Source organism: Kitasatospora sp. NPDC001159 (assembly GCF_053598235.1).
On the sequence record NZ_JBSFJV010000094.1, the window covers coordinates 1 to 22,635 of the forward strand.

The 22,635-nt window shown below is 74.1% G+C and carries 13 protein-coding genes and 1 pseudogene; 7 read left to right on the top strand and 7 right to left on the bottom strand.

The window, feature by feature from the left end:
- Both ACWC9T_RS32910 and ACWC9T_RS32915 read left to right on the top strand, forming a co-directional pair.
- The coding region (locus ACWC9T_RS32910) for an AMP-binding enzyme (RefSeq protein WP_449824714.1) at positions 1 to 411 on the top strand (411 nt) is incomplete at its 5' end.
- Positions 412 to 628: 217 nt separating this feature from the next.
- Positions 629 to 3,544, top strand: a complete 2,916-nt coding sequence (locus ACWC9T_RS32915; protein WP_449824715.1) for an AAA family ATPase — start codon at positions 629 to 631, stop codon at positions 3,542 to 3,544.
- A 28-nt stretch (positions 3,545 to 3,572) separates the two neighbouring features.
- Here ACWC9T_RS32915 and ACWC9T_RS32920 read toward each other — a convergent pair whose 3' ends face one another.
- The gene (locus ACWC9T_RS32920) at positions 3,573 to 6,401 is read right to left on the bottom strand and encodes a BTAD domain-containing putative transcriptional regulator (protein ID WP_449824716.1); all 2,829 of its coding nucleotides are present in this window, start codon (positions 6,399 to 6,401) and stop codon (positions 3,573 to 3,575) included.
- Between the two features lie 288 nt (positions 6,402 to 6,689).
- Between ACWC9T_RS32920 and ACWC9T_RS32925 the strand changes: the two genes are divergently transcribed.
- The gene (locus tag ACWC9T_RS32925) at positions 6,690 to 8,477 is read left to right on the top strand and encodes a BTAD domain-containing putative transcriptional regulator (protein WP_449824717.1); all 1,788 of its coding nucleotides are present in this window, start codon (positions 6,690 to 6,692) and stop codon (positions 8,475 to 8,477) included.
- Between the two features lie 72 nt (positions 8,478 to 8,549).
- Here the strand turns inward: ACWC9T_RS32925 and ACWC9T_RS32930 are convergent, their stop codons facing one another.
- From ACWC9T_RS32930 to ACWC9T_RS32955, 6 genes and pseudogenes are all read right to left on the bottom strand, one after another.
- On the bottom strand, positions 8,550 to 9,800 hold the full coding sequence (locus tag ACWC9T_RS32930) for a molybdopterin molybdotransferase MoeA (RefSeq protein WP_449824718.1): 1,251 nt from the start codon (positions 9,798 to 9,800) through the stop codon (positions 8,550 to 8,552).
- Positions 9,797 to 10,060: pseudogene (locus tag ACWC9T_RS32935) on the bottom strand (DUF6457 domain-containing protein); the annotation flags it as partial. The pseudogene ACWC9T_RS32935 and the gene ACWC9T_RS32930, both read right to left, overlap by 4 nt.
- Positions 10,061 to 10,096: 36 nt before the next feature.
- Positions 10,097 to 10,858 carry a respiratory nitrate reductase subunit gamma gene (narI, locus tag ACWC9T_RS32940; protein WP_449824719.1) on the bottom strand — a complete coding sequence of 254 codons (762 nt, stop codon included), beginning with the start codon at positions 10,856 to 10,858 and terminating at the stop codon, positions 10,097 to 10,099.
- Positions 10,855 to 11,601, bottom strand: coding sequence for a nitrate reductase molybdenum cofactor assembly chaperone (narJ, locus tag ACWC9T_RS32945; protein ID WP_449824720.1), 747 nt, complete (start codon positions 11,599 to 11,601; stop codon positions 10,855 to 10,857). The genes narI and narJ overlap by 4 nt, the downstream gene beginning before the upstream one ends.
- A complete protein-coding gene (gene narH / locus ACWC9T_RS32950) occupies positions 11,598 to 13,124 on the bottom strand; it encodes a nitrate reductase subunit beta (protein ID WP_449824721.1) in 1,527 nt (508 codons plus the stop codon). Before narH ends, narJ begins: the two co-directional genes overlap by 4 nt.
- Positions 13,124 to 16,819, bottom strand: coding sequence for a nitrate reductase subunit alpha (locus tag ACWC9T_RS32955; protein WP_449824722.1), 3,696 nt, complete (start codon positions 16,817 to 16,819; stop codon positions 13,124 to 13,126). The genes narH and ACWC9T_RS32955 overlap by 1 nt, the downstream gene beginning before the upstream one ends.
- A 187-nt stretch (positions 16,820 to 17,006) precedes the next feature.
- Here ACWC9T_RS32955 and ACWC9T_RS32960 point away from each other — a divergent pair, with 187 nt between their 5' ends.
- The 4 genes from ACWC9T_RS32960 (at position 17,007) to ACWC9T_RS32975 (ending at position 22,615) form a co-directional block, all read left to right on the top strand.
- Positions 17,007 to 18,257 carry a TIGR04053 family radical SAM/SPASM domain-containing protein gene (locus ACWC9T_RS32960; protein WP_449824723.1) on the top strand — a complete coding sequence of 417 codons (1,251 nt, stop codon included), beginning with the start codon at positions 17,007 to 17,009 and terminating at the stop codon, positions 18,255 to 18,257.
- Positions 18,258 to 18,361: 104 nt separating this feature from the next.
- Positions 18,362 to 20,857 carry a multicopper oxidase domain-containing protein gene (locus ACWC9T_RS32965; RefSeq protein WP_449824724.1) on the top strand — a complete coding sequence of 832 codons (2,496 nt, stop codon included), beginning with the start codon at positions 18,362 to 18,364 and terminating at the stop codon, positions 20,855 to 20,857.
- Positions 20,857 to 21,303, top strand: a complete 447-nt coding sequence (locus ACWC9T_RS32970) for a hypothetical protein (protein ID WP_449824725.1) — start codon at positions 20,857 to 20,859, stop codon at positions 21,301 to 21,303. The genes ACWC9T_RS32965 and ACWC9T_RS32970 overlap by 1 nt, the downstream gene beginning before the upstream one ends.
- A 160-nt stretch (positions 21,304 to 21,463) precedes the next feature.
- Positions 21,464 to 22,615 (top strand): MFS transporter, encoded by a 1,152-nt coding sequence (locus tag ACWC9T_RS32975; RefSeq protein ID WP_449824733.1) that lies wholly within the window; start codon positions 21,464 to 21,466, stop codon positions 22,613 to 22,615.
- Positions 22,616 to 22,635: the final 20 nt, after the last annotated feature.

The window sequence follows — 22,635 nt, forward strand, 5'->3', positions numbered from 1 at the left end:
CGGGTCGACGACGTCATGCTCGTCTCCGGCCACAACATCTCCACCACCGAGGTCGAGTCCGCCCTGGTCGGCCACCCCGCCGTCGCCGAGTCCGCCGTCGTCGGCGCCACCGACGCCACCACCGGCCAGGCCATCGTCGCCTTCGTGATCCTGCGCGGCGGCGTCACCGAGACCCCGGAGCTGGTCGAGGAACTGCGCGCCCACGTCGGCCGCACGCTCGGCCCGATCGCCAAGCCGAAGCAGATCAAGGTCGTCGGCGAGCTGCCGAAGACCCGCTCCGGCAAGATCATGCGCCGCCTGCTGCGCGACATCGCCGAGGGCCGCGAGGTCGGTGACACCACCACCCTCGCCGACCCCTCCGTGATGAGCCAGATCCAGGCCCAGCTCCCGCCCTCCGGCAGCAACAACTGACACACGCCGAGCAACGGCTGAACAGGCCGACGCAGTGCACGCGCCCCGGGCGGCCATAATCGCCTGGGGCGCGAAAACTTATCCGGCAGTTACACACGCGCGGCAGGATGCGGGTCGAGCCGGATGACCGGGCGGCGTTGTCGACGCCCCTCCGGTCGTCCGGCTCGCCACCCGGCCACCGGCCGGTCCGGTACACCGACCAGCACCCTGAGCACCGATGCCTGATCTCCTCGCCGTGAACACCGCCGCCCTGAAGTCCACCTCCCGGAAGACCGTCCCGGTCACCGGCGCGCTCACCGCCCTGCCGCGCCGACGGCCCGACGAGCCCCTCCTGATCGGCCGGGACCGTGAACTCGACATACTGGCAAGCCTGTTGCGCCAGGACAATGCCTATGACGCCTTCGTCCTGCTCCAGGGTGAATTCGGCGCCGGCAAGACCTCGCTGCTCCGCGAGGTGCTCGGCTGGGCCCGCCGGGACGGGGACACCGTGCTGTCGGCCTGGGCGGACCCGGCCGAGACCGGGGTGGAGTTCGGCATCGCCCGGCAGCTCTTCGAACCGGTGCTCTTCGGCGCCGCGGACGGCCCCGCCACCCCGCTGAGCGGTCCGGCGGCGCGTGCCGCCGAGATCCTGCGCTCCGACGCCCCCGTGCCCGTCGACGGCCCGAGCCCGGCGACGTTGACCGGCCTGTCCTGGCTGGCCGCCCGCTTCGCCGACCGGGGCCGCCTCGTCATCGGCATCGACGACCTGCAGTGGGCCGACCGTTCCTCCCTCCGCTGGCTCCAGCGCCTGCTGCGCCGGGCCGGCGAGGTGCCGGTGCTGGTCATCGCCACCGCGGGCCCCGCCCTGGCGTCCGCCGACCAGGACGGACTCGGGCTGCTGGCTCCGCTGTTCCGCCACCGGCTGCACCTCACCGCCCTCGACGGCGAGGCTGTCGCCGCCGTCGTCGAGGAGGTGTTCGGCCACCCGGGGGACGAGCGGTTCCGCGCGGCCGTGCGGACGGTGACCGGCGGCAACCCCTTCCTGCTGCACGCCCTCCTCCGCACCGTCAAGGACTCCGGCAGCGGACCCGACGCCGAGACCGCGGCCCGGCTCACCCGGTACGTCCCGGCCGACGTGGGCCGCGCCCTCGACCTGGTCGTCGGGGCCGCCGGGCCGAACGCGCGCACCGTCGCCGGAGCCGTCGCCGTACTCGGTGGCACCCCGCCCCTCGACCTGGTCGCCGCGGCCACCGGCCTGCCGGAGTCGGCTGTCCAGGACGCCGTGCACGCGCTGGAGCGGACCGGCCTGATGCGCCGGACCGAGCACACCGCCTCCTTCGTCTGCCCGATGATCGGGGTCGCGCTCGCCGACGACGTCCTCCCCAGCACCCGGCAGGAGGTGCACCTGCGCGCCGCGGAGCTGATGGTCAGCCAGGGCGAGAGTGCGGAGCTGACCGCCGTCCACGCCCTCCACGCGCCACTGGGGCTCCCCTGGGTGCCCGAGGTGATGGAACGTGCCGCCGCCGAGGCGATGCGGACCGGCGCCGCCGACCGCGCGGCCGTGCTGCTCCGCCGCGCGCTGCGCGAGCCGCTCCCGAACGCCGTCCGGGCCACCCTGGTGATCCGGCTGGGCGAGGCGGGCCTCGCCTTCGACGTCCCGGAGGCGATCCGTCAGCTGCGGCTCGGCCTCGACCTCTCCCATGACCCGGCCGAGCGGGCCGCCGGAGCGCGCCGTCTGGCCGGCGCGCTGTTCGCCGTCGACCGCTACCCGGACGGCCTGGCGGTGCTCGAAGGCACCGCCGACTCCCTGCGCGACACCGACGCCGTCCTCGCGCTGCGCCTGGAGATCGACCAGATCTTCGCCGGCCTGCACCAGGCCGAGTCCGCGCCCGGTGTGCTGCCCCGTCTGATGGAGCTGCGGATCGGCGACGCCGCGGGCACCACGGCCGAGCGGCCGCTGGCCGCCCTGCTCGGCCTGCGCGCGCTCGTGCGCGGCGAGTCGCCGGCCGAGGCCGTGGCCCTCGTCCGGCAGGCGCTCACCCACGGGATGAACCCGATCGACGACGAGTCATTCGTCTACTCGGGAGCCGTCCTCCTGCTCGGCGCCGCGGGCGGGACCGAGCTGGCCCTCGGCTACGCCGACGCGGCGGTGGAGGAGGCCCGTACCCGCGGCTCCGCCTTCGCGCTCGCCCACAGCCGCATCATCCGGGCGTCCGTGTACGGGCAGCTCGGCCGGGTGCCGGACTGCCAGGCCGAGGCACAGGCCGCCCTGGTGACGCTCCGGGAGATCGGCATCGACCCGCACCACAGCCACAGCGTCCTGGCGGCGGCCACGCTGTCCGACGCGCTGGTCCTGCAGGGCCGGCTCGACGAGGCGCAGACCCTCCTGGAGCAGGCCGAGCTGACCGGAGACCTGAACGGGCACTGGATCAACGACTACGCCCACCTGGCCCGCGGCCGACTGCGCGCGGCCCAAGGGCGGCCCGAGGAGGCGATCGCCGACTTCCTGGAGTGCGGCAGGCGGACCGAGGCCCGGGGCATGCGCTGCCCGTGGATCTACCCCTGGCGCTCCGAGGCCGCCGTGGCCCACCTGGCGCTCGGTGAGCCCGAGCCGGCCCGGGCCCTGGCGGCGGAGGAGCTGGAACTCGCCCAGCACTGGGGCGTCCCGGAGCACATCGGTGTGGCCCGGCGGGCACTGGCCCTCGCCACCGGCGGCCCGGAGGGCCTGGGCCTGCTGCGCGAAGCCGTACGGATGCTGGCCGGCACCCCCGCCCGCTCCCGGCACGCGCAGGCCCTGGGCGACCTCGGCGCCGAACTGCGCCGCGCCGGGCGGCTGGCGGAGGCCCGTGACCGCCTCAAGGAGGCCGTCACGGCGGCCCACGTGTGCGGTGCCGCGCTGGTGGCCGACCGGGCGCTGGAGGAACTCCGCGCGGCCGGCGACCGCCCCCGCACCCGGACCTTCCAGGGGGTCGGGGCCCTCACCCCGACCGAGCGCCGGGTGGCCGACCTGGCCGCCAAGGGGATGACCAACCGGGAGATCGCCCAGCACCTGTTCGTCGGCCTGCGCACCGTGGAGGTGCACCTGACGCACGCCTACGGGAAGCTCGGCATCGACGGGCGCCCGGGGCTGGCCGCGGCGCTGTCGGAGCCGTAGACCCGGGCGGAGCTCCACCTGCCCGGCCCTAGCGTTCCGCAGCCTCCGCCTCCGCCAGCGCGGCGCGGCTGCGGTCGAGGGTGTCGAGGGCGACGGCCTCGGCGCCCCGGTCGTGCAGGTGCTGGCTCGCGGCCACCGCCTGCTCGGCCCGCTCCACCGCCGTGGCCAGGCGGCCGGCGGCGAGGTGGCACTCGGCGATGTGGATCAGGCAGCCCGGCTCGAACACCGCGAACCCCTGGGCGCGGGCCAGGGCCAGCACCTCCTCGTGCAGGGCGAGCGCTCGGTCGGGCTCGCCCAGGTAACGCCTGGTGCGGGCGATCGAGTGCAGGGCGTAGGCCTCGCCGAGCGGGTCGCCCAGCGTCCGGAACAGCTCCAGGCTCCGTTCGGCCGCCCGCACCGCGGGCTCGCCCTCTCCGGTGCTGAGCAGCCAGATGACGCTGGTGGCCAGGGCGTTCGCCGCGGTCCAGGTGCTGCCGCAGTCCTCGGCGAGGCGCAGGGTCTCGTCGTGCAGGGCGAGGGCCTCGCCGGTGCGCTGCCGCCGATGGGCGATCATGGCGCGGACGTTGGTGGTCTCGGCCAGCACCGGCAGATCCCGGCAGGCACTGGCCCGCTCGGCCGCCCGGGCGGTGACGGTCTCGGCCTCCGCCAGCTCGTTCAACTGCATCAGACCGCCGCCGAGCAGGTACCCGGCCCGGCCCTCGGCCCGGGTGTCCCCGTGGACGGCGGCGAGGCCCAGGGCGCGGCGGCAGACGCCGATGACCTCGCGCCACCGGAAGCCGGTCTCCAGGTGCGGGTCGAGCGCGAGCAGCAGGTCGGCGACGGTGGCGTGGGCGCCGTCGAGGCCGAGCGCCTGCCCAGCCAGGGCGAGCAGGTTGTCGCCCTCCTCGGTCAACCAGCGGCGGCCATCCGTACGGCCGGCCATCGGCAGTCCGGGTACCGCTACCGGGGTGAGGACGTCCGGCACGGCATGGCCCGGCCGTACGGCGCGGTAGGCGTTGGTCGCCGTCGCCATCGCCTGGTCGACCATCCGGAGGATCAGACCGGCGTGCTCCTCCTCGGGGTCGAGCTGCTCCGCCCGGGCCTGGGCGAACAGGCGCAGCAGGTCGTGGTAGCGGTAGCGGTCGGGAGCGGGGGCCTCCAGCAGACCGGCGTGGACCAGGCCCTCCAGGAGGTCCAGGGCGGAGCGCTCGGTCAGTTCCAGGGCCGCGGCGGCGGCCGGCAGGGACAGGTCGGCGGTCTGCGGGACGGCCAGCAGCCGGAAGGCGCGCGCGGCGGGCGGCGGCAGCTGGTCGTAGCTCAGCTGGAAGCACGCCTCCACGGCCAGGTCGTGGACGCTGAGTTCGGCCAGCCGCTGCCGCCGGTCGGCCAGCCGGGCGCCGATCGCGGCCAGTGACCAGTCCGGGCGCAGGGTGCTGCGGGCGGCGATGATCCGGATGGCCAGCGGGAGGTGGCAGCAGGCGGCGAGCAGGTCGCGGGCGGCGTCGGGCTCCGCGGTGACCCGGCCGCGGCCGGCGATCCGGGCGAACAGTTCGAGCGCCTCGTCCGGGGGCAGGACGTCCAGGTCCACGTGCCGGGTGGGGGCGAGGCCGAGCAGTCCCGAACGGCTGGTGACGAGGACGGCGCCGTGCTCGGAGCCCGGCAGCAGCGGCCGTAGCTGGGCGAGGTCGCGGGCGTCGTCCAGCACGACCAGGACGCGGCGCTCGGCGAGCAGCGACCGGAACAGCGCGGACCGCTCCTCGGTTTGCTCGGGGACGGCGCTCTCGGGCACGCCCATCGAGCGCAGGAAGTGGACCAGGACGGCACCGGGTTCCATCGGGTCGGGGCGTCCGCCGCGCAGGTTGACGTAGAGCTGCCCGTCGGGGAAGCGGTGCCGGATCCGCCGGGCGACGTGCACGGCCAGCGCGGTCTTGCCGACGCCTCCCATGCCGGCCACGGTGACGACGGTGGGGGCGAACGCGGAGGGCGTCTCCACCAGCTGCGCGAGGGACTCGACCAGCTCCCGGCGACCGGTGAACTCCGACGCGTCGGCGGGTAGTTGCTCCGGGCGTGGGCGGTCTTCCGGGCGTGCGGCGGGGGCGGTCGAGGCCGGTGCCGGCGCGTGGAGTGCCGGGTCGCGGCGCCGGATCCGTCCGTGCAGCTCGCGCAGCGGGAGGGTCGGCTCGACCCCGAGGCCGGTGTCCAGGGCGCGGCGGGTGACGGCGAAGGCCTCCAGGGCCTCGGACTGGCGTCCGCTGCGGAACAGTGCTGTCATCAGCAGTGCCGCGATGCCTTCATCCAATGGGAACTCGCCTGCCAGGGCGATGAGTTCGTCAACCACCAGGGCATGCTGGCCGAGCGCCAGGTCGAGGTCGAGGCGCTCCCGCAGGGCGGCGAGCCGGCGCCCGGCGAGCCGTTGGCGCTGCTGCTCGGCGTGGCTGCCCGGGACGCCCTCCAGCGGCGTACCGCTCGGAAGCTCCAGAGCCTCGCGCAGCCGTTCGGCCGCACCGGCCGGATCGCCCTCGACGCGGAGCCGGGCGGCGTCCTGCACCAGCCGCTGGAAGCGCGCGAGGTCCGTCGCGTCGGGGGCCACCCGGAGCGCGTAGCCACCGCCGGTCGAGACCAGCACCCGAGGCTCGCCGCGGTCCTCCTCCAGCACCGCGCGCAGCCGGGAGACGTGGTTGCGGATCGCGGCGATCGCGTGGTTCGGCGGCGCCTCGCCCCACAGGCCGTCGACCAGTTCCCCGGTGGTGACCACGCGGCCCTCGGCTCCGGCGAGCATCGCGAGTACGGCGCGGGCCTGCGCCGGGCCGAGTGGGAGCTCCGCATCGCCGCGGTGCGCCCGGACCGGGCCGAGCAGCGATATCCGCAGGTTGGTCACGTGTCTTCCGTTCGTCGTTCTTCTCGTTCGCCACCCCGGAGGCGCCCGTCCTCCGGACCGGTCCCCGGCCTGCCCGCTGTGGCGGGACGGACCAACCTAGCGGCTCCGGCCTGCGCCGATCCTCCCGGTGCCGGTGCGGCGTGTCGGGCGCGCATGGAACAATCACGCCGAAGCCGCCCGTATCGGGCGGGCGGAGGTGACGCACCACGACGGCGCGGCGCTGAACAGGGTGGCCGCTACCACGGGGGTGACGGTCGGAGACGGTGTCGGCCGGAGCGGGGGCGGGGCATGGAGGGACTGCGGGTCGCCCTGCTCGGTCCGGTGCGGGTCCGCCACGGCGGCCGTGACGTCGCCCCCGGCTCCGCGCAGCGCCAGGCGGTGCTCGCGGCGCTGGCACTGCGCGCCGGGCAGGTCGTCACGGTCGAGGCGCTGACCCGCATGGTCTGGGGGGAGAGCGCGCCGGCCTCCGTCGGTGCGGTGGTGCGCAACCACATCTCCCGGCTGCGGGCCGCGATCGGCGCGGTGGGGGGTGACGCGGCGGCCGTCCTGGTGTCCCGGGCCGGCGGCTACGTCCTGGAACTCGCGGACCGGGGTCTGGACGCGGCGGAGTTCGACCTGCTCGCGGACGCGGCCGGGCGGCACCGGGACCGCGGCGAGCCGGCCGAGGCCGTCCGCCGTTACCGCGAGGCGCTGGCGCTGTGGACGGGCACGGCGCTCTCCGGAGTCCCCGGCCCCGACGCCGAGCGGCAGCGCGAGCGGCTCGCCGGGCGCCGGCTGACCGTGCTCGAACACTGCCTGGAGCTCGAACTCGGCCTCGGGGAGCACCTGCGACTCGTCGAGGAACTGACCGCGCTGGCCGCCGGGCATCCGCTGCGCGAGAGCCTGCGGGGGCTGCTGATGACCGCCCTGTACCGTGCCGGCCGGCAGGCGGAGGCGCTCGACGTGTTCGCCGACACCCGCCGGGTGCTCGCCGGTGAACTCGGCGTCGAGCCCGGGCCGGAGCTGCGGCGGCTGCAGCGGCTGATCCTGTGCGCCGACCCCGCGCTCGCGCCGCCCGCCGCCGCTCCTGCGAGCCCACCCCCGGCCCAACTACCAGCAGACATAGGGGACTTCACTGGTCGAGCGGCCGAGGTCGACCTCCTCGCGAACGCCCTCCTCGGCGGTGCCGGGGCTGGCGCACCAGTCGTGGTGGTCTCGGGCGCCGTGGGCGTCGGCAAGACCACCCTGGCCGTGCGGGCGGCCAGGGCCGTCCGTTCCGCCTTCCCCGACGGCCAGCTCCATGCGCGGCTCGACGGCCCCGGGGGCCGGACCGCCGACATCCTGGCGGGTTTTCTGCGCGCGCTCGGCGAGCCCACCGGGGACGCACCGGAGCGGCCCGCCGAACGCGCGCAGCGCTACCGCGCCGCCCTCGCCGGACGAAGGGTCCTGGTCCTGCTCGACGGCGCCCGGGACGAAGAGCAGCTGCGCCACCTCCTGCCGGACGTGCCCTCGTGTGCCGTGCTCGTCACCGGCCGCGCCCGCCTGACCGGGCTCGCCCCCTCCTTCGCCCTGCGCCTCGGCCCGCTGGCGCCGGAGGAGTCGGTCGCGTTCCTGTCCGCCGTCGCCGGCCACGCCCGCATCGCCGCCGAGCCGGCCGCGGCCGAGGCGATCGCGACGGCCTGCGGGCAACTCCCGCTCGCCCTGCGCGTCGCCGCCGTCAAGCTCGCGGCCCGACCCGCCTGGAGCGTCGCCGCCGTCGCCGACCGGCTCCGGGACGGGGACCGCCGGCTCACCGAACTGCGGGTCGGTGACCTCTGCGTCGAGGCCGAACTGCGCCGCACCCACGAGCAGCTCCCGGACGACCTCGCCGCCGCCCTGCCACGACTCGCCACCCGCCCGGACTGCTCGCCCCCCGAGGCCGCCGCCGCCCTGGGCACGGCCGAACCCGCGGCCACCCACACCCTGGAACGCCTCGTCGACGCGGGGTTGTTGGACCCCCGGGCCGACGGCCGCTACCGCTTCCACGACCTGGGGCGCCTGGTCGCCCTGACCACGCCCGTCCCGCGCATCGTCAAACGCGCCGCCGCCCTCCCCTGACGGCCCGCACGGTCCGACACTGCGGCCCGAACGTGCGACCGAGACCAGAGCCGAGACCGACGTGTGCCGCCGTCAGGGCATCTCCAGGACTTCGATGGTGGTGCCGGCAGCCGCGCCACCCGCCGGGACCACTGCGAGGCCGTGGGCGAGCGCCAGTCCGCGCAGCATCGCCGGGCCGTCGAAAGGCAGCGGCGTCGCGGTGCCCGCCGTGAGCGTCACCGGTTGCAGTCGGGTGTCCCGCGGGTGGCCGGGCAGGTCGGCAGCGGCGGTGACACGGCGGGGCGGGTCCGCCTGTCCGGCCAGCTGCCGGAGCAGCGGCATGGCCAGGGTCACCGTGCCGGCCACGGCGGCGAGCGGGTTGCCGGGCAGGCCGACCAGCCGGTGGGGCAGGCCCGCGGCGGTAGCCGGCAGTTCGGCGAGCAGCATCGGGTGGCCGGGTCGTACCGCGACGGAGTCCACCAGCAGTCGGGCGCCCACCGCGCTGAGCGCGTCGTGCAGGAAGTCCACCGGCCCGGCGGCGGTGCTGCCCGTGGTGACCACCACGTCGGCGCGCGAGCTGTGCAGGGCGTCGGCCAGCAGCCCGGCGTCGTCCTCCACCCGGTGGATCCCGATCACGTCGGCGCCCGCGTGCCGCAGCACGGGCGGCAGCAAGGGGCCGAGGGCGTCGCGGACCTGGCCCGCCGCCGGGAGGCCGCAGGCCAGCAACTCGTCACCGAGGATCAGCAGTTCCACCCTCGGGCGACGGTGGACGGTGAGCCGGTCGTAGCCGGCGGCCGCTGCCAGGCCCAGCACGGCCGGGGTGACGGTGGTGCCCGCCGGCAGGAGCACGTCGCCGTGGCGGCACTCCTGGCCGCGCGGCCGGACGTCGCGGCCCGGGGCCACAGGGTCCGGGGTGAGGTGGTGCAGGACCCCGTCGTCGGGTGCCGTCAGGCCGCCGTGCTCGTAGCGCAGGACGGCCGTCGCGCCAGGAGGCAGGGGGGCGCCGGTGGCGATGGACACGGCGGTTCCGTGGTCGAGCGGCGCGGCCGGCGCGGCGCCCGCGAGGATGCCGCCGCCGCGCAGCCGCCACGGCCCCGGTCCGGCCACCGCCCAACCGTCCATCGCGGAGGTGTCGAACGGCGGCAGGTCGGTGAGCGCCGTCAGCGGTTCGGCGAGGGCGTGGTCGAGGGCCTCGGGGAGGACGCGGGTGACGGCGGGCAGCGGCCTTCCGGCGCTGTGCCGGGCGGTTGCCCTCGCCCGTTCCCACGTCATCGCCCGTACGTCGTTGCCGCGTCGGTGCGGTGCGCCGCGCTCGGCGCGCTTCGGGAGTGTCAGGTGGTTCATGCCGTTCTCGCGTCCTCGGACCGCTCCGCCGTCCAGCGCTCGGCGAGTCGGGAGACCGCGCGGTTGGCCTCCGTGACCGCCTGTTGACCGTCGCCGGTGCGGGCTGCCGCGTAGCCGACCAGGAACGCGGTCAGCGGAGCGGCGGGGCGGGCCACGCCGTGGGCGACGATCCGGGTCATGTCGAGCAGCTCGGTGACATCGACGTCGAGGTCGATGCCGAGTTCCTCCTTGACCGCGTCGATCCAGCTCTTCATTCGGTGCTCCTCGTGCACGTGTGCGCCGTTCCTCGGCTCGCCTCAGGCCCGGCGGCGCGCTGACGCGGCCGCGCGCGGACGCCCCGCTGGCAGGGGTCGCCGGCGGTAGACCAGGTAGGGGCGGACCAGGTAGCCGACGGGGGCGCTCCACACGTGGACCAGGCGGGTGAACGGCCAGGCGGCGAAGAGCAGGCAGGCCGAGACCGCGTGCAGCTGGAACAGCAGCGGGGCACCCGCCATCGCCTCGGGGTGGGGATGGAAGGCGAACACGCCGCGGAACCAGATCGAGATGGTGGCGCGGTAGTCGTAGCCGCTGCCGATGAGGTTGTGCACCGCGGTGGCGGAGAAGCCGAGCAGGACGGTCAGCGAGAGCAGTGGGAAGAGCAGTTTGTCGCTGCGGTCGGTGGTGAGGCGGACCCGACGGGTCAGCAGTCGGCGGGCGCAGAGCATGCCGAGGCCGGTGATCATGGCCACCCCGGCGACCGTGCCGAGCGAGACGGCCGTCAGGTGGTAGGCGTGCTCGGAGATCCCGGCCGCCTCCGTCCACGAGGCGGGGACCGCGAGGCCCACGACGTGGCCGCCGATCACCGCGAAGGCGCCGAGGTGGAACAGCGGGCTGCCCCAGCGCAGCCAACGGTGTTCCAGAAGCTGGCTGGTGCGCGAGGTCCAGCCGAACTGGTCCTGGCGGTAGCGCCAGACGTGCCCCACCACGAAGACGGCGAGGCAGGCGTACGGGAACGCGACCCAGAGGAGCAGGTCGGCGCCGCTCGCGGCGGCGGCGAGTGAGGTGCCGGCGGGGCTCATCGGTGGCCCTCCTTGGTTCTGGTCGGCAGCAGCGGGATCAGGGTCGGCGGGGCGGTTTCGGGCGGGACGAAGGTCTGCGGCGGTGCGAACAGGTCGCCGGCGTAGGGGTCGAGCCCGACCTCCTCGGCGGGCGGGCCCTCCGCGGCCAGCTCCGCCACTGCCGCCAGATCGGCGTCGGTCGGCGGTGGGAGGAGGGTGAGGAGCGCGGCGAGCAGGTGCCGGTATGGGGAGTCCACGTCGGCCAGAGCGTGCCGGATCAGCTCCAGTCCGCGCCGGTGCTGGCGCAGCGGCGCCTCGCCGCTGCCCGGCCCTTCGAGCGCGGCGAATTCGAGGACGATCGGGAGGTGGTCCGGGAGTTCGGCGGCGTCGGCGTCCCACCCGGCGGCACGGTAGCGCTGGGCGAGGGCAAGCAGAGCCATGCCGCGGCGGCGGGTGTCACCATGCAGGTAGTACGTCAGGTAGAGGCTGCTCTTGCGGCGCAGGTCGAAGACCTCGACGTAGTGGCGCTCAAGGGCGTCCGGGGGTTGCTCGGCGCACCAGGCGGTGAAGGCGGCGAGTTCGGCGGCGGCTGGCGACGGCTCCAGATCCGCGACGATGGTGGCCAACACCGGCCGTGCGGCGGCCAGTTCGGCGTCCGGGTACTGCAGCAGCAGCGAGAGCAGGCGCAGGAGGAGCTCGCGCTGCTCGGACTGCTGGGGCGTGCGGCCCGGACGGGCTGGGACGCGGGTGCGCGGCGCGTTCATGCCCGGCCTCCCGTCGTGCGGCGCGGGGTGGGAAGGCCGAGCATCACCTTTCCGCCGCCGGTCGGCCGGCCGTCTGAGGCCTCGACCGGGCAGCGGTTCTCCAGCCCGCTGAGGGCGGCGGCGTCCTCCTTGTGCGCGGCGGGGACGACGTAGCGGTCGTGGTACTTGGCGACGGCGAGCAGCCGGTGCAGTGACTCGGCGTCCTCGGGGGTGAGGGAGACAGCGTCGAGCAGGGCCTCGTCGACCGGCTCTTCGAGGGAGCGGCGGCGCATGTGGCTGCGGAGCGCGGTGAGCTTCATCAGCACGCCGGCGACGGCGTCGGTGTCACCGGCGGTGAAGAGATTGGCCAGGTACTCCAGCGGGATCCGCAGCCGGGTGACGGCGGCGAACACGTGGTCGGGGTCGTCGGCGTCGCCGCCGGCCTCGCCGACCGCGTCGAGCACCGGGGAGAGCGGCGGGACGTACCAGACCATCGGCATCGTGCGGTACTCCGGGTGGAGTGGCAGGGCGACCTTGTACCGGGAGATCAGGGCATGGACGGGCGAGCGGCGGGCGGCGTCGATCCAGTCCTCGGGGATGCCGGAGGCCCGTGCCGCGGCCACCACTTCGGGGTCCTGCGGGTCGAGGAAGACGCTGCGCTGGGCGTCGAGCAGGTCCCGCTCGTCCGGGACGGCCGCGGCCTCGCTGACCCGGTCGGCGTCGTATAGCACCAGACCGAGGTAGCGCAGCCGGCCGACGCAGGTCTCCGAGCACACGGTGGGCTGGCCGGCCTCGATCCGCGGGAAGCAGAAGGTGCACTTCTCGGCCTTGCCGGTGGCGTGGTTGACGTACACCTTCTTGTACGGGCAGGCGGTGACGCACATCCGCCAGCCGCGGCAACGGTCCTGGTCGACCAGGACGATGCCGTCCTCGACGCGCTTGTACATCGCGCCGGACGGGCAGGCGGACACGCAGGCCGGGTTGAGGCAGTGCTCGCACAGCCGGGGCAGGTGGAACAGGAAGGTCTGCTCGAACTCGAACCTGACCTTCTCGGCGAGGCCGCCGCGCAGGTTGGGGTCCCCCGAGCCGTGTTCGGGCGTGCCGCCCAGGCTGTCCTCCCAGTTGGCGCCCCAGGTGATGGCCGTGGGCTCGCCGGTGAGCACCGAGCGCGGGCGGGCCACCGGGACGTCCTGCCCGACGGGGGCGCTGACCAGGGTGTCGTAGTCGTAGGTGACCGGCTCGTAGTAGTCCTCGATGCCGGGCAGGTCCGGGTTGGCGAACAGCGAGAGCAGCCGCTTGCCCCGGCTGCCGGAGCGCAGCACCAGGCGGCCGCGCTTGTCGAGCGTCCAGCCGCCCTTCCAGTGGTCCTGGTCCTCGTAGCGGCGGGGATAGCCCACGCCGGGCTTGGTCTCCACGTTGTTGAACCAGGCGTACTCGACGCCGGTCCGGTTGGTCCAGGTCTGCTTGCAGGTGACGGAGCAGGTGTGGCACCCGATGCACTTGTCGAGGTTCATCACCATGGCGATCTGCGCGAGCACTCTCATCAGTACTCCACCTCCTGGGATCGGCGCCGGATCACGGTGACCTCGTCGCGCTGGTTGCCGGTGGGGCCGTAGTAGTTGAAGGCGTAGGTGAACTGGGCGTAGCCGCCCGCCAGGTGGGTGGGCTTCAGCAGCAGCCGGGTGAGCGAGTTGTGGATGCCGCCGCGCTTTCCGCTGACCTCGGTCTTCGGCACGTTCACCGTGCGATCCTTGGCGTGGTACATGTACACGGTGCCTTCGGGCATCCGGTGGGTGACCACCGCGCGGGCGGCCACCACGCCGTTGCGGTTGTAGGCCTCGATCCACTCGTTGTCCTTGACGCCGATCTTCTCGGCGTCCGCGGTGCTCATCCAGATCACGGGGCCGCCCCGGGAGAGCGCCAGCATGTACGCGTTGTCCTGGTACTCGGAGTGGATGGACCACTTGGAGTGCGGGGTGAGGTAGCGGACCGTCACCTCGGCCCGGTCGCCGTCGTGCAGGTGCTCGTCGCCGTAGTGGCGGCGGGCGTCCAACGGAGGTCGGAAGACCGGCAGTTGCTCGCCGAGTTCGGCCATCCAGTCGTGGTCGACGAAGAAGTGCTGGCGTCCGGTGAGGGTGTGCCAGGGCTTGCGGTGCTCGACGTTGATGACGAACGGCGAGTAGCGGCGCCCGCCGGTCTCGCTGCCGGACCACTCGTAGGAGGTCATCACGGCGCGGGGCTGGGTGCGGGTGTCGGCGAAGGTGATCCGTTCGGCCTCGCGCTCGGCGGCCAGGTCGGCGAGCGGGGTTCCGGTGCGCTTCTCCAGTTCCCGGAAGCCGGCCGTGGCGAGTCGGCCGTTGGTGGTGCCGGAGAGGGCGAGGATGGCCTCGCACATGGACTCGGCATCGGCCAGGGAGGGCCGCCCGGCGCCGACGCCCTTGGCGACGGTGCCGTTGCGGTGGCGTAGGTCGTCGAGCTCCCGGTCGGGGTGGACGGTGACGCCCTTGGTGGTGGTGCCGAGGGTGTCCAGCAGCGGGCCGATGGCGCGCATCTTCTGGGCGACGGCGGCGTAGTCCCGCTCGATGGTGACCAGCCTCGGCATGGTGCGGCCGGGCACGGGCTCGCACTCGCCGGCCTTCCAGTCGCGGACGACGCCGCCGGGCTGGGCGAGTTCGTCGGGGGTGTCGTGCTGGAGCGGCACGGGCAGCACGTCGGTGCGCTTCCCGAGGTGCTCGGCGGCCAGTTCGCTGAACCGGTCGGCGATGGCGAGGAAGGTGTCGTAGTCGGTGCGGGCCTGCCAGGGCGGGGCGATGGCCGGGGTGAAGGCGTGCACGAAGGGGTGCATGTCCGTGCTGGACAGGTCGTCCTTCTCGTACCAGGTGGCGGCGGGCAGCACCACGTCGGCGAACAGGCCGGTGGAGGTCATCCGGAAGTCCACGTCGACCAGCAGGTCGAGCTTCCCCTCGGGCGCCTCCTCGTGCCACACGACGTCCTTCGGTCGGGCCTCCGGCGGGGCCTCGGCGGACCGTACGGCACTGTCGGCGCCGAGCAGGTGGCGCAGGAAGTACTCGTTGCCCTTGCCGGAGGAGCCGAGCAGGTTCGCCCGCCAGACGGTCAGCACCCGGGGGAAGTTGGCCGGGTCGTCCGGGTCCTCGGCGGCGAACTTCAGTCGGCCGGACCGGAGTTCGTCGATGATGTGGTCGTCGACCGGGCGGTTCGCGGCGCCCGCCTCGTCGGCGAGGTCCAGGGGGTTGCGGTTGAAGCCGGGGTGGCCCGGGGTCCAGCCGAGCCGGATGGCCTGGGCCAGGCAGTCGGCGAACGCCTTGCCCGCGAACTTGCCCTCGCCCAGCGGGGACGCCAACTCCTCCGGCCCGAATGCCTCGTAGCGCCACTGGTCGGTGTTGAGGTACCAGTACGAGGTGCCCGCCATGTGCCGGGTGGGCCGCTGCCAGTCGAAGGCGAACGCCAGGTGCTGGAAGCCGGTGAGCGGGCGGACCTTCTCCTGGCCGACGTAGTGCGCCCAGCCGCCGCCGTTGACGCCCTGGCAGCCGGTCATCGTGGTGAGCGCCAGGAAGGCCCGGTAGATGGTGTCGGAGTGGAACCAGTGGTTGGTGCCCGCGCCCATCGCGATCATCGAGCGGCCGTTGGTGCGCTCGGCGTTGCGGGCGAACTCCCGCGCTATCCGGGCGGCTTGGGCAGCCGGGACGGAGGTGATCGTCTCCTGCCAGGCGGGGGTGTACGGCTCCGCGGGGTCCTCGTAGGAGGTCGGCCAGCTGCCCGGAAGTCCGGGGCGCCGCACGCCGTACTGCGCGAGCATCAGGTCGAAGACGGTGGTCACCAGGCGCCCGCCGAGTCTTCGCACCGGGACGCCGCGCACCATCACCGAGCCACCCTCGGTGGCGCCCTCGTCGAAGCGCGGCAACGCGACGGCGACGGTGTCCTCGGCCCGGTCCAGCAGGCTGAGTTCGGGGACGGTGTCGCCCAGTTCCAGGTTCCAGCGGCCCTCGCCCTGCTCGCCCCAGCGGAAGCCGAGTGAGCCGTTGGGCACGACGGGCTCGCCGCTGCCGGCGTCCAGCAGGACGGTCTTGAACTCCGCGTGCTCGCCGCCCTGGCCGAGGTCGGCGGCGGTCAGGAAGCGGTCCGGCACCAGCTGCTCACCGTGCTCGCGCAGGGTGACCAGGAACGGCGCGTCGGTGAACCGGCGCAGGTAGTCGATGAAGTACGGAGTCTGCCGGTCGACCAGGAACTCGCGCAGGATGACGTGGCCCATGGCCATCGCCAGGGCGCCGTCGGAGCCCGGATGCGGGGAGAGCCACTCGTCGGCGAACTTCACGTTGTCCGCGTAGTCCGGGCTGACCGCGACCACCTTGGTGCCGTTGTAGCGCACCTCGGTCAGGAAGTGAGCGTCCGGCGTCCGGGTGACCGGGATGTTGGACCCCCACATCACCAGGTAGCCGGTGTTCCACCAGTCGGCGGACTCCGGCACGTCCGTCTGGTCGCCGAAGACCTGGGGCGAGGCGATCGGCAGGTCGGCGTACCAGTCGTAGAACGACAGCAGGGTGCCGCCGATCAGCGACATGAACCGCGTGCCGGCCGCGAAGGAGGCCATCGACATCGCCGGGATCGGCGAGAAGCCGGCCACCCGGTCGGGGCCGTACGCCCGGATGGTGTGCACGTGGGCGGCGGCGATGAGCTCGGTCACCTCGTCCCAGTCCGCGCGCACCAGGCCGCCCTTGCCGCGCGCCGACTTGTACGCCCGTGCCTTGGCCGGGTCGCCGGTGATCTCGGCCCACGCCGCCACCGGGTCGCCCAGCCGGCGGCGGGCCTCGCGCCACAGCTTGAGCAGCTTGCCGCGTACGTACGGGTAGCGCACCCGGCTGGGCGAGTAGGTGTACCAGGAGAACGAGGCTCCGCGCGGGCAGCCGCGCGGCTCGTACTCCGGGCAGTCGGTGCCGATGGACGGGTAGTCGGTCGCCTGGTGCTCCCAGGTGATGATCCCCTCCTTGACGTACACCATCCAGGAGCACGAGCCCGTGCAGTTCACCCCGTGGGTGGACCGCACCACCTTGTCGTGGGACCAGCGGTCCCGGTAGAAGCCCTCCCACTCGGTGCCGCCGGTGCCGAACACCGCCCGACCGTCGGCCGACACCTCGCGGCGCGTCAGCAGACGTCTCGCCGCCAGCGGCCATCTCTCTTCGTTGCGGGGACCGCTCCCACCCGCCGTCTTGTCGTGCTCCATGGGCCGAAACGGTAGGCAGCGGCCACCGACGCGCGCGGGGGCCGAAGGTCCCTGACCTCCCCGCAGGCAGGCCCGGTTCCGCCTGTCGGAATGAGGGCCTCCGGTACCCGGGGCCAGGACCATCGGCGGGGTCTCGGAACCTCCCGGGCACAGCAGGCTGATGCCTGAGCGAACCGGAGGTATCAGCGTGTCCGACCGCACCGAACGTGCGATGAGCGCCCGCGCCGTCCGCCTGCAGCATCAGGACGTGACGGACAAACCGTTCATCGTGATCTGGGAATCCACCCGGGCCTGCCCGCTGGCCTGCCGGCACTGCCGCGCCGAGGCCATCCCGGACCGCGACCCGCGCGAGCTGGACACCCGCGCCGCCAAGGACCTGCTGCGCCAGGTGGCGGCATTCGGGCACCCCGCGCCGCTCTTCGTGATCACCGGGGGCGACCCGTTCCAACGCCCCGACCTGCTGGAACTGATCGGTTACGGCACCCGGACGGGCGTCCGGGTAGCCGTCTCCCCCTCCGGTACCCCCACCCTCACCGCGGACAGCCTGCGAGCGGTGCGCGACGCCGGCGCGGTCGGGCTCTCGCTGAGCCTCGACGGCTCCACCGCAGAGCTGCACGACGGCTTCCGGGGCGTGCCGGGCGTCTACCGCTGGACGCTTGACGCCTGGCGCGGCGCCCGGCAGCTCGGCCTGAAGGTCCAGATCAACACCACCGTCACCCGGCACAACCTGGTCGACCTGCCCGATATCGTCCGGGTCGTCCACGAATACGGCGCGACGCTGTGGAGCGCCTTCTTCCTGGTACCCGTCGGACGCGGCCGGGAGCTGGCGACCCTGACCCCCGGTGAGGTCGAGGACGTCCTCAACCTCGTGTACGACATCGGCCTCACGGTGCCCGCCAAGACCACCGAGGCACACCACTTCCGCCGCGTCATGCTGCAACGACAGCTGCTGGCGGACGCCGGCGACGACCACGTCGCGGCACTCGGGCTCGGGCCGCTGTACCGCAGGCTGCGTGAGCGCGTCGCCGAGCTGGGACTGGACACTGCGCAGCGCCGGGCCCGGCGACCGCCGCTGGACGTCAACGCCGGCCGCGGATTCGTGTTCGTCTCCCATACCGGCACGGTGCACCCCAGCGGGTTCCTGCCGCTCGCCGCGGGCAGCGTGCGGGAGCGGCCGCTGCCCGAGATCTACCGCACCTCCGAGCTCTTCACCGGCCTGCGGAACGCAGACCGGCTCGGCGGGCGCTGCGGCCGGTGCGAGTTCCGCCGGGTCTGCGGCGGCTCCCGGTCGCGTGCCTACGGCCTCACCGGCGATCCGTACGCGGAAGAACCGTGGTGCGGCTACCAGCCGGGGTCCTTCCCCTATCAGCGCGAACTGGCGGCGCTCCTACCGCCCGCCGCCGCCGACGCTCCGGCCGGGTCGCGAGGAGCATCGTGAGCAACACACCGAACGAGCCCGGCACTTCGGAAGGCCAGGGCCCCCGCAGACCCCGGCGAGCGGGTTCCCGGATGCGGACCCGGCACGGGCGCGCCCATCTTGTCGTGGCGGCCTGGCTGGGCCTGGCCCTGCTGGCAGCCACCGGCGAACACACGTTGCCGGTGGCGCGCTGGCTGGCCGTGCACCTGTTCCTGCTGGGCGCGGTCACCACCGCCGTCCTGCTCTGGAGCGAGCACTTCACCGTCGCCCTGCTGCACACCCGGCTGCCCGATGAGCGGTGGAGCGACGCCCGCCTCGCACTCGCCAATGTGGCCGTGGTCGGCGTGCTCACGGGCATCCGGGCGGATCTGCCGGTAGTCACGAGTTCCGCCTGCCTGATGTTCATCGCGGCGGTCGGCGCCCATCTGGTGACGCTGATCCGGTTGGGGCGCGGCGCACTGGGCGGGCGGCTGAAGCCGGTCGTCCCGTACTACCGGGTGGCCGCGGTGGCCCTGATCACCGGCACGGTGCTGGGCTGGCTGCTGGCGAGCGGCCCGGTCGGCCACCGGTGGCACGCGGGCCTGCGGCTCGCGCACGTCCACGTGATGCTGCTCGGCTGGATCGGGCTGCCGGTGGTGGGCACCCTCTTCATGCTCTGGCCCACCGTGTTGGGCGTGCAGATGCGGGAGCGCACCGGCCGCGTGGCGCGCCGGGTCCTCTGGCTGACCGGCTGCGGCCTGCTGGTGGCGGCCGGTGGGCTGCTGGCCGGGGCGCGCTGGCCGGCTGCGGCGGGTGTCGCCTCGTACGCCGCCGGGATCGCGGTCGCCGCGGGCCTCTTCGTCCGTACGCTGCGCCGCCGGGCACCGGTCTCCCGGGCGGCCGCCTGGATGCTGGCCGCCGCCCTCGGCTGGCTGTTGGTGGCCCTGCTGGCCGACCTGGGGCTGTTGCTCACCCGGCCCCTGACGGCCGTGTACGACGACATCGAGCCCCTCGTCCCGGTGCTGCTCCTCGGTTTCGCCGGACAGGCCCTGCTCGGAGCTCTGACGTACCTGCTGCCGGTGGTCCTCAGCCGCGGATCGCGGGAACGCGCGGATCTGACGGGCACGCTCTCCCTCGCCTGGCCTCCCCGGCTGGTCGCGCTCAACCTCGCCGTGCCGCTGCTGGCACTACCGCTGCCGCACCCGGCTGCCACGGCGGGCGCGATGCTGGCAGCGGCGGCTGGTCTCGCGTTCCTCCTGCTCGTGGTACCGGCGCTGGGCCTAAGGATCGCCGACGACTCGGCACCGCGGTCCTGGGCCTCCCACCGGACGCTGTTGCTGGGTACGGCCGCCGGAACCGCGCTCACCCTGGGAGCCGTGCTGGTGGCGGGCAGCGGCACGGGAGCGACCGGGCGGACCGGATCCAGCCCGCCGGCTCCCGCCACGGGCACCCGGACCGTGGCCGTGTCGCTCGCGGACATGCGGATCAGCCCGAACCGGATCACGGTCGAGCCCGGCACGGCTCTGCGGCTGGTCGTCACCAACCGCGACAGCGAGCGCCACAACCTCACGGTCCAGGACGGTCCTGCGACCCCGATGCTCGGCAAGGGCGACAGTCGCACGCTCGACCTCGGGCCGATCACCGCCGACCGCCAGGCCTGGTGCTCGGTGCCGGGCCACCGCGCCGCCGGGATGACCCTGGCCATCGTCGTCGCGCCCGCCGGAGGGACGGAGCACGCCGCCAGCACCACGGAGCACGCCGCCGGCACCTCGGGCGGCCTGAATCCCGCGGCCGACTTCTCGTCCGGCTGGCAGCCGTACCCGGCCGCGCTGCCCGCTGCGTCGGCCGAGTCCGTGCACAGGATCGAACTGCACGCGAAGGACGCCGAGACCGAGGTCGCCCCGGGGGTGACCCAGAAGATGTGGACCTTCGGCGGCACCGCCCCCGGGCCGACGTTGCGCGGCAGGGTCGGGGACACCTTCGAGGTGACCCTGGTCAACGACGACGACATGGGCCACGGCATCGACTTCCACGCCAGCGCCCTCGCCCCGGACGGGCCGATGCGCACGATCGGACCGGGCGAGCGGCTGGTCTACCGGTTCACCGCGCAGCGGGCCGGCGCCTGGCTCTACCACTGCAGCGCCGTGCCGATGCTCCAGCACATGGGCAACGGCATGTACGGCGCCGTCATCATCGACCCGCCGGGCCTGGCCAAGGTCGACCAGGAGTACGCGCTGGTCTCCTCCGAGCTGTACCTGGGCGAGCCGGGCAGCACGGCCCAGGTGGCCAAGATGCAGGCTGGCACCCCGGACGCCTGGGCGTTCAACGGCGTCGCCGCCCAGTACGCCAAGGCACCGCTGACGGCCCGGGCCGGCGAACGGGTCCGGTTCTGGGTGGTCGCCGCCGGACCCGGTGACGGAATCGCCTTCCACATCGTCGGCACGGTCTTCGACACCGTCTTCAAGGAGGGCGGCTACCTGCTCACACCGTCCTCCCCCGGCGGATCGCAGGTGCTCGACCTGGCCCCCGCCCAGGGCGGTTTCGTCGAGACGACCTTCCCCCAGGCCGGTCACTACGCCTTCATCGACCACGACATGCGTCACGCCGAGTCCGGGGCGCGCGGCCTCGTGGAGGTGAAGTGATGAGCGGCATCGGGCTGTGGCCCCTGATCCGGTTCCTCCACGTGTGCGGCGCCGTGCTGTGGGTCGGAGGCCAGCTGGCCCTGTCGGCGGTGATCCTTCCACTGGCCCGCCGCAGGCTTCCCCCGGACACCGCGGCCGGGCTCGCCGCCGACGTGGGCCGCCGCTTCGGCCTCCTCACCGGAGCGCTGTTCCTGCCGCTGCAGCTCGGCACCGGACTGGGGATGGCCGCACACCACGGCGTCACCTGGGCCTCCCTGACCGAGCCCGGCTACGGGCGGACCCTCGCGGCCAAGCTCGGCCTGTTCGTGCTGGTGATGCTCGCCGCCGCCGCACACGGCTGGGCCCACGCCAAGGGCCGCGCCGAACTCGCCCGCGCACTCGCCGTCACCTCACTGGTCGGATCGCTCGGAGTCGTCCTCCTCGCCACCGCGCTACCCGCCACCTGATCCTCACCATCCCCGACTGTCCACCAGAACGATTCAGCCTTAAGGAAGTTGGCACCCCACCATGAGCATCGAACAGACCCCGGACAGAGCGCAGGGCCCGGACGGAGCGGCCGCGCCGTCGGACGCGGCGCGCCCGCCGTCCTCCGGGCAACGGGCGCTGATGCTGACCCTCGCCACCCTCGGCTTCGCCCTCAACTTCTGGGCCTGGGCGCTGCTCAGCCCGCTGGGCACCCGGTTCAAGGACTCCCTCGGCCTCGGCTCGTTCCAGGTCTCGCTGCTCGTCGCGGTCCCGGTGATCGTCGGCTCCCTGGGGCGGATCCCCGTGGGCGCGTTCACGGACCGCTACGGCGGGCGCGTCATGATGCCGCTGGTGTCCGCGGCCACCATCGTCCCGGTGCTGTACCTCGGCCTCGCCGGGCACTCCTCCTTCACCGCGCTGCTGATCGGCGGCTTTTTCCTGGGCATCGGTGGCACCTCCTTCGCGGTCGGCGTGCCCTTCGTCAACGCCTGGTTCCCGCCGGAGCGGCGCGGCATGGCGATCGGCGTCTTCGGCGCGGGTATGGGCGGTACCGCGATCAGCGCGCTGACCACGGTGAAGCTGGTCAAGGCGCACGGCCTCGCGGCCCCGTTCGTGATCACCGCGATCGTGCTGGCCGTCTACGCGGTCGTGGCGTTCCTGCTGCTGCGGGACGCCCCCGGGCGCCAGGTGCCCGCCGAGCCGCTGGCCCGGAGGTTGCGCGCCACGTTCCGGTTGAACGTCACCTGGCAGGCCTCGGCGCTGTACGCGGTCGTGTTCGGCGGCTACGTCGCCTTCTCCGTCTACCTCCCCACCTACCTGAAGACCGCCTACGGGCTCCCGCAGGCCGACGCGGCGAACCGGATGGCCGGGTTCGTGCTGCTGGCGGTGCTGATGCGCCCGGCCGGCGGCTGGCTGTCGGACCGGTTCGGCCCCGCCCGGGTCCTGAGCGGCTCTCTCGCCGTGGTCGCGCTCGGCGCCCTGGTCCAGAGCGCCACCCCGGCGCTGGCGCCGGGGGGCACCGTGGCCTTCCTCGCCATGGCCGCCGCCCTCGGCGCAGGCAGCGGCGCGACCTTCGCCCTGGTCGCGCTGCTCGCGCCGGCGAACAAGGTCGGATCGATCACCGGCGTCGTCGGGGCGGCCGGCGGCCTCGGCGGGTTCGTCCCGCCACTGCTGATGGGCGCGCTCTACGGCGCGTACCAGACCTACGCGGCCGGCCTGGCCGCGCTGACCGTCGTCGCCGCCGCTGCCCTGGCCTTCACCGTCGTCCGGGTGGGCCGGGCGGCCCGCGCCTGAGAACGAAGAGGAGTACCGGC

What these genes read in the sequence shown, in the direction of transcription:
- ACWC9T_RS32930 (WP_449824718.1), bottom strand. Translation starts at nt 9,800, where the DNA reads ATGAACCACCTGACACTCCCGAAGCGCGCCGAGCGCGGCGCACCGCAC.
- ACWC9T_RS32925 (WP_449824717.1), top strand. Translation starts at nt 6,690, where the DNA reads ATGGAGGGACTGCGGGTCGCCCTGCTCGGTCCGGTGCGGGTCCGCCAC.
- ACWC9T_RS32970 (WP_449824725.1), top strand. Translation starts at nt 20,857, where the DNA reads ATGAGCGGCATCGGGCTGTGGCCCCTGATCCGGTTCCTCCACGTGTGC.
- ACWC9T_RS32955 (WP_449824722.1), bottom strand. Translation starts at nt 16,819, where the DNA reads ATGGAGCACGACAAGACGGCGGGTGGGAGCGGTCCCCGCAACGAAGAG.
- ACWC9T_RS32915 (WP_449824715.1), top strand. Translation starts at nt 629, where the DNA reads ATGCCTGATCTCCTCGCCGTGAACACCGCCGCCCTGAAGTCCACCTCC.
- narJ (WP_449824720.1), bottom strand. Translation starts at nt 11,601, where the DNA reads ATGAACGCGCCGCGCACCCGCGTCCCAGCCCGTCCGGGCCGCACGCCC.
- ACWC9T_RS32975 (WP_449824733.1), top strand. Translation starts at nt 21,464, where the DNA reads ATGCTGACCCTCGCCACCCTCGGCTTCGCCCTCAACTTCTGGGCCTGG.
- narI (WP_449824719.1), bottom strand. Translation starts at nt 10,858, where the DNA reads ATGAGCCCCGCCGGCACCTCACTCGCCGCCGCCGCGAGCGGCGCCGAC.
- narH (WP_449824721.1), bottom strand. Translation starts at nt 13,124, where the DNA reads ATGAGAGTGCTCGCGCAGATCGCCATGGTGATGAACCTCGACAAGTGC.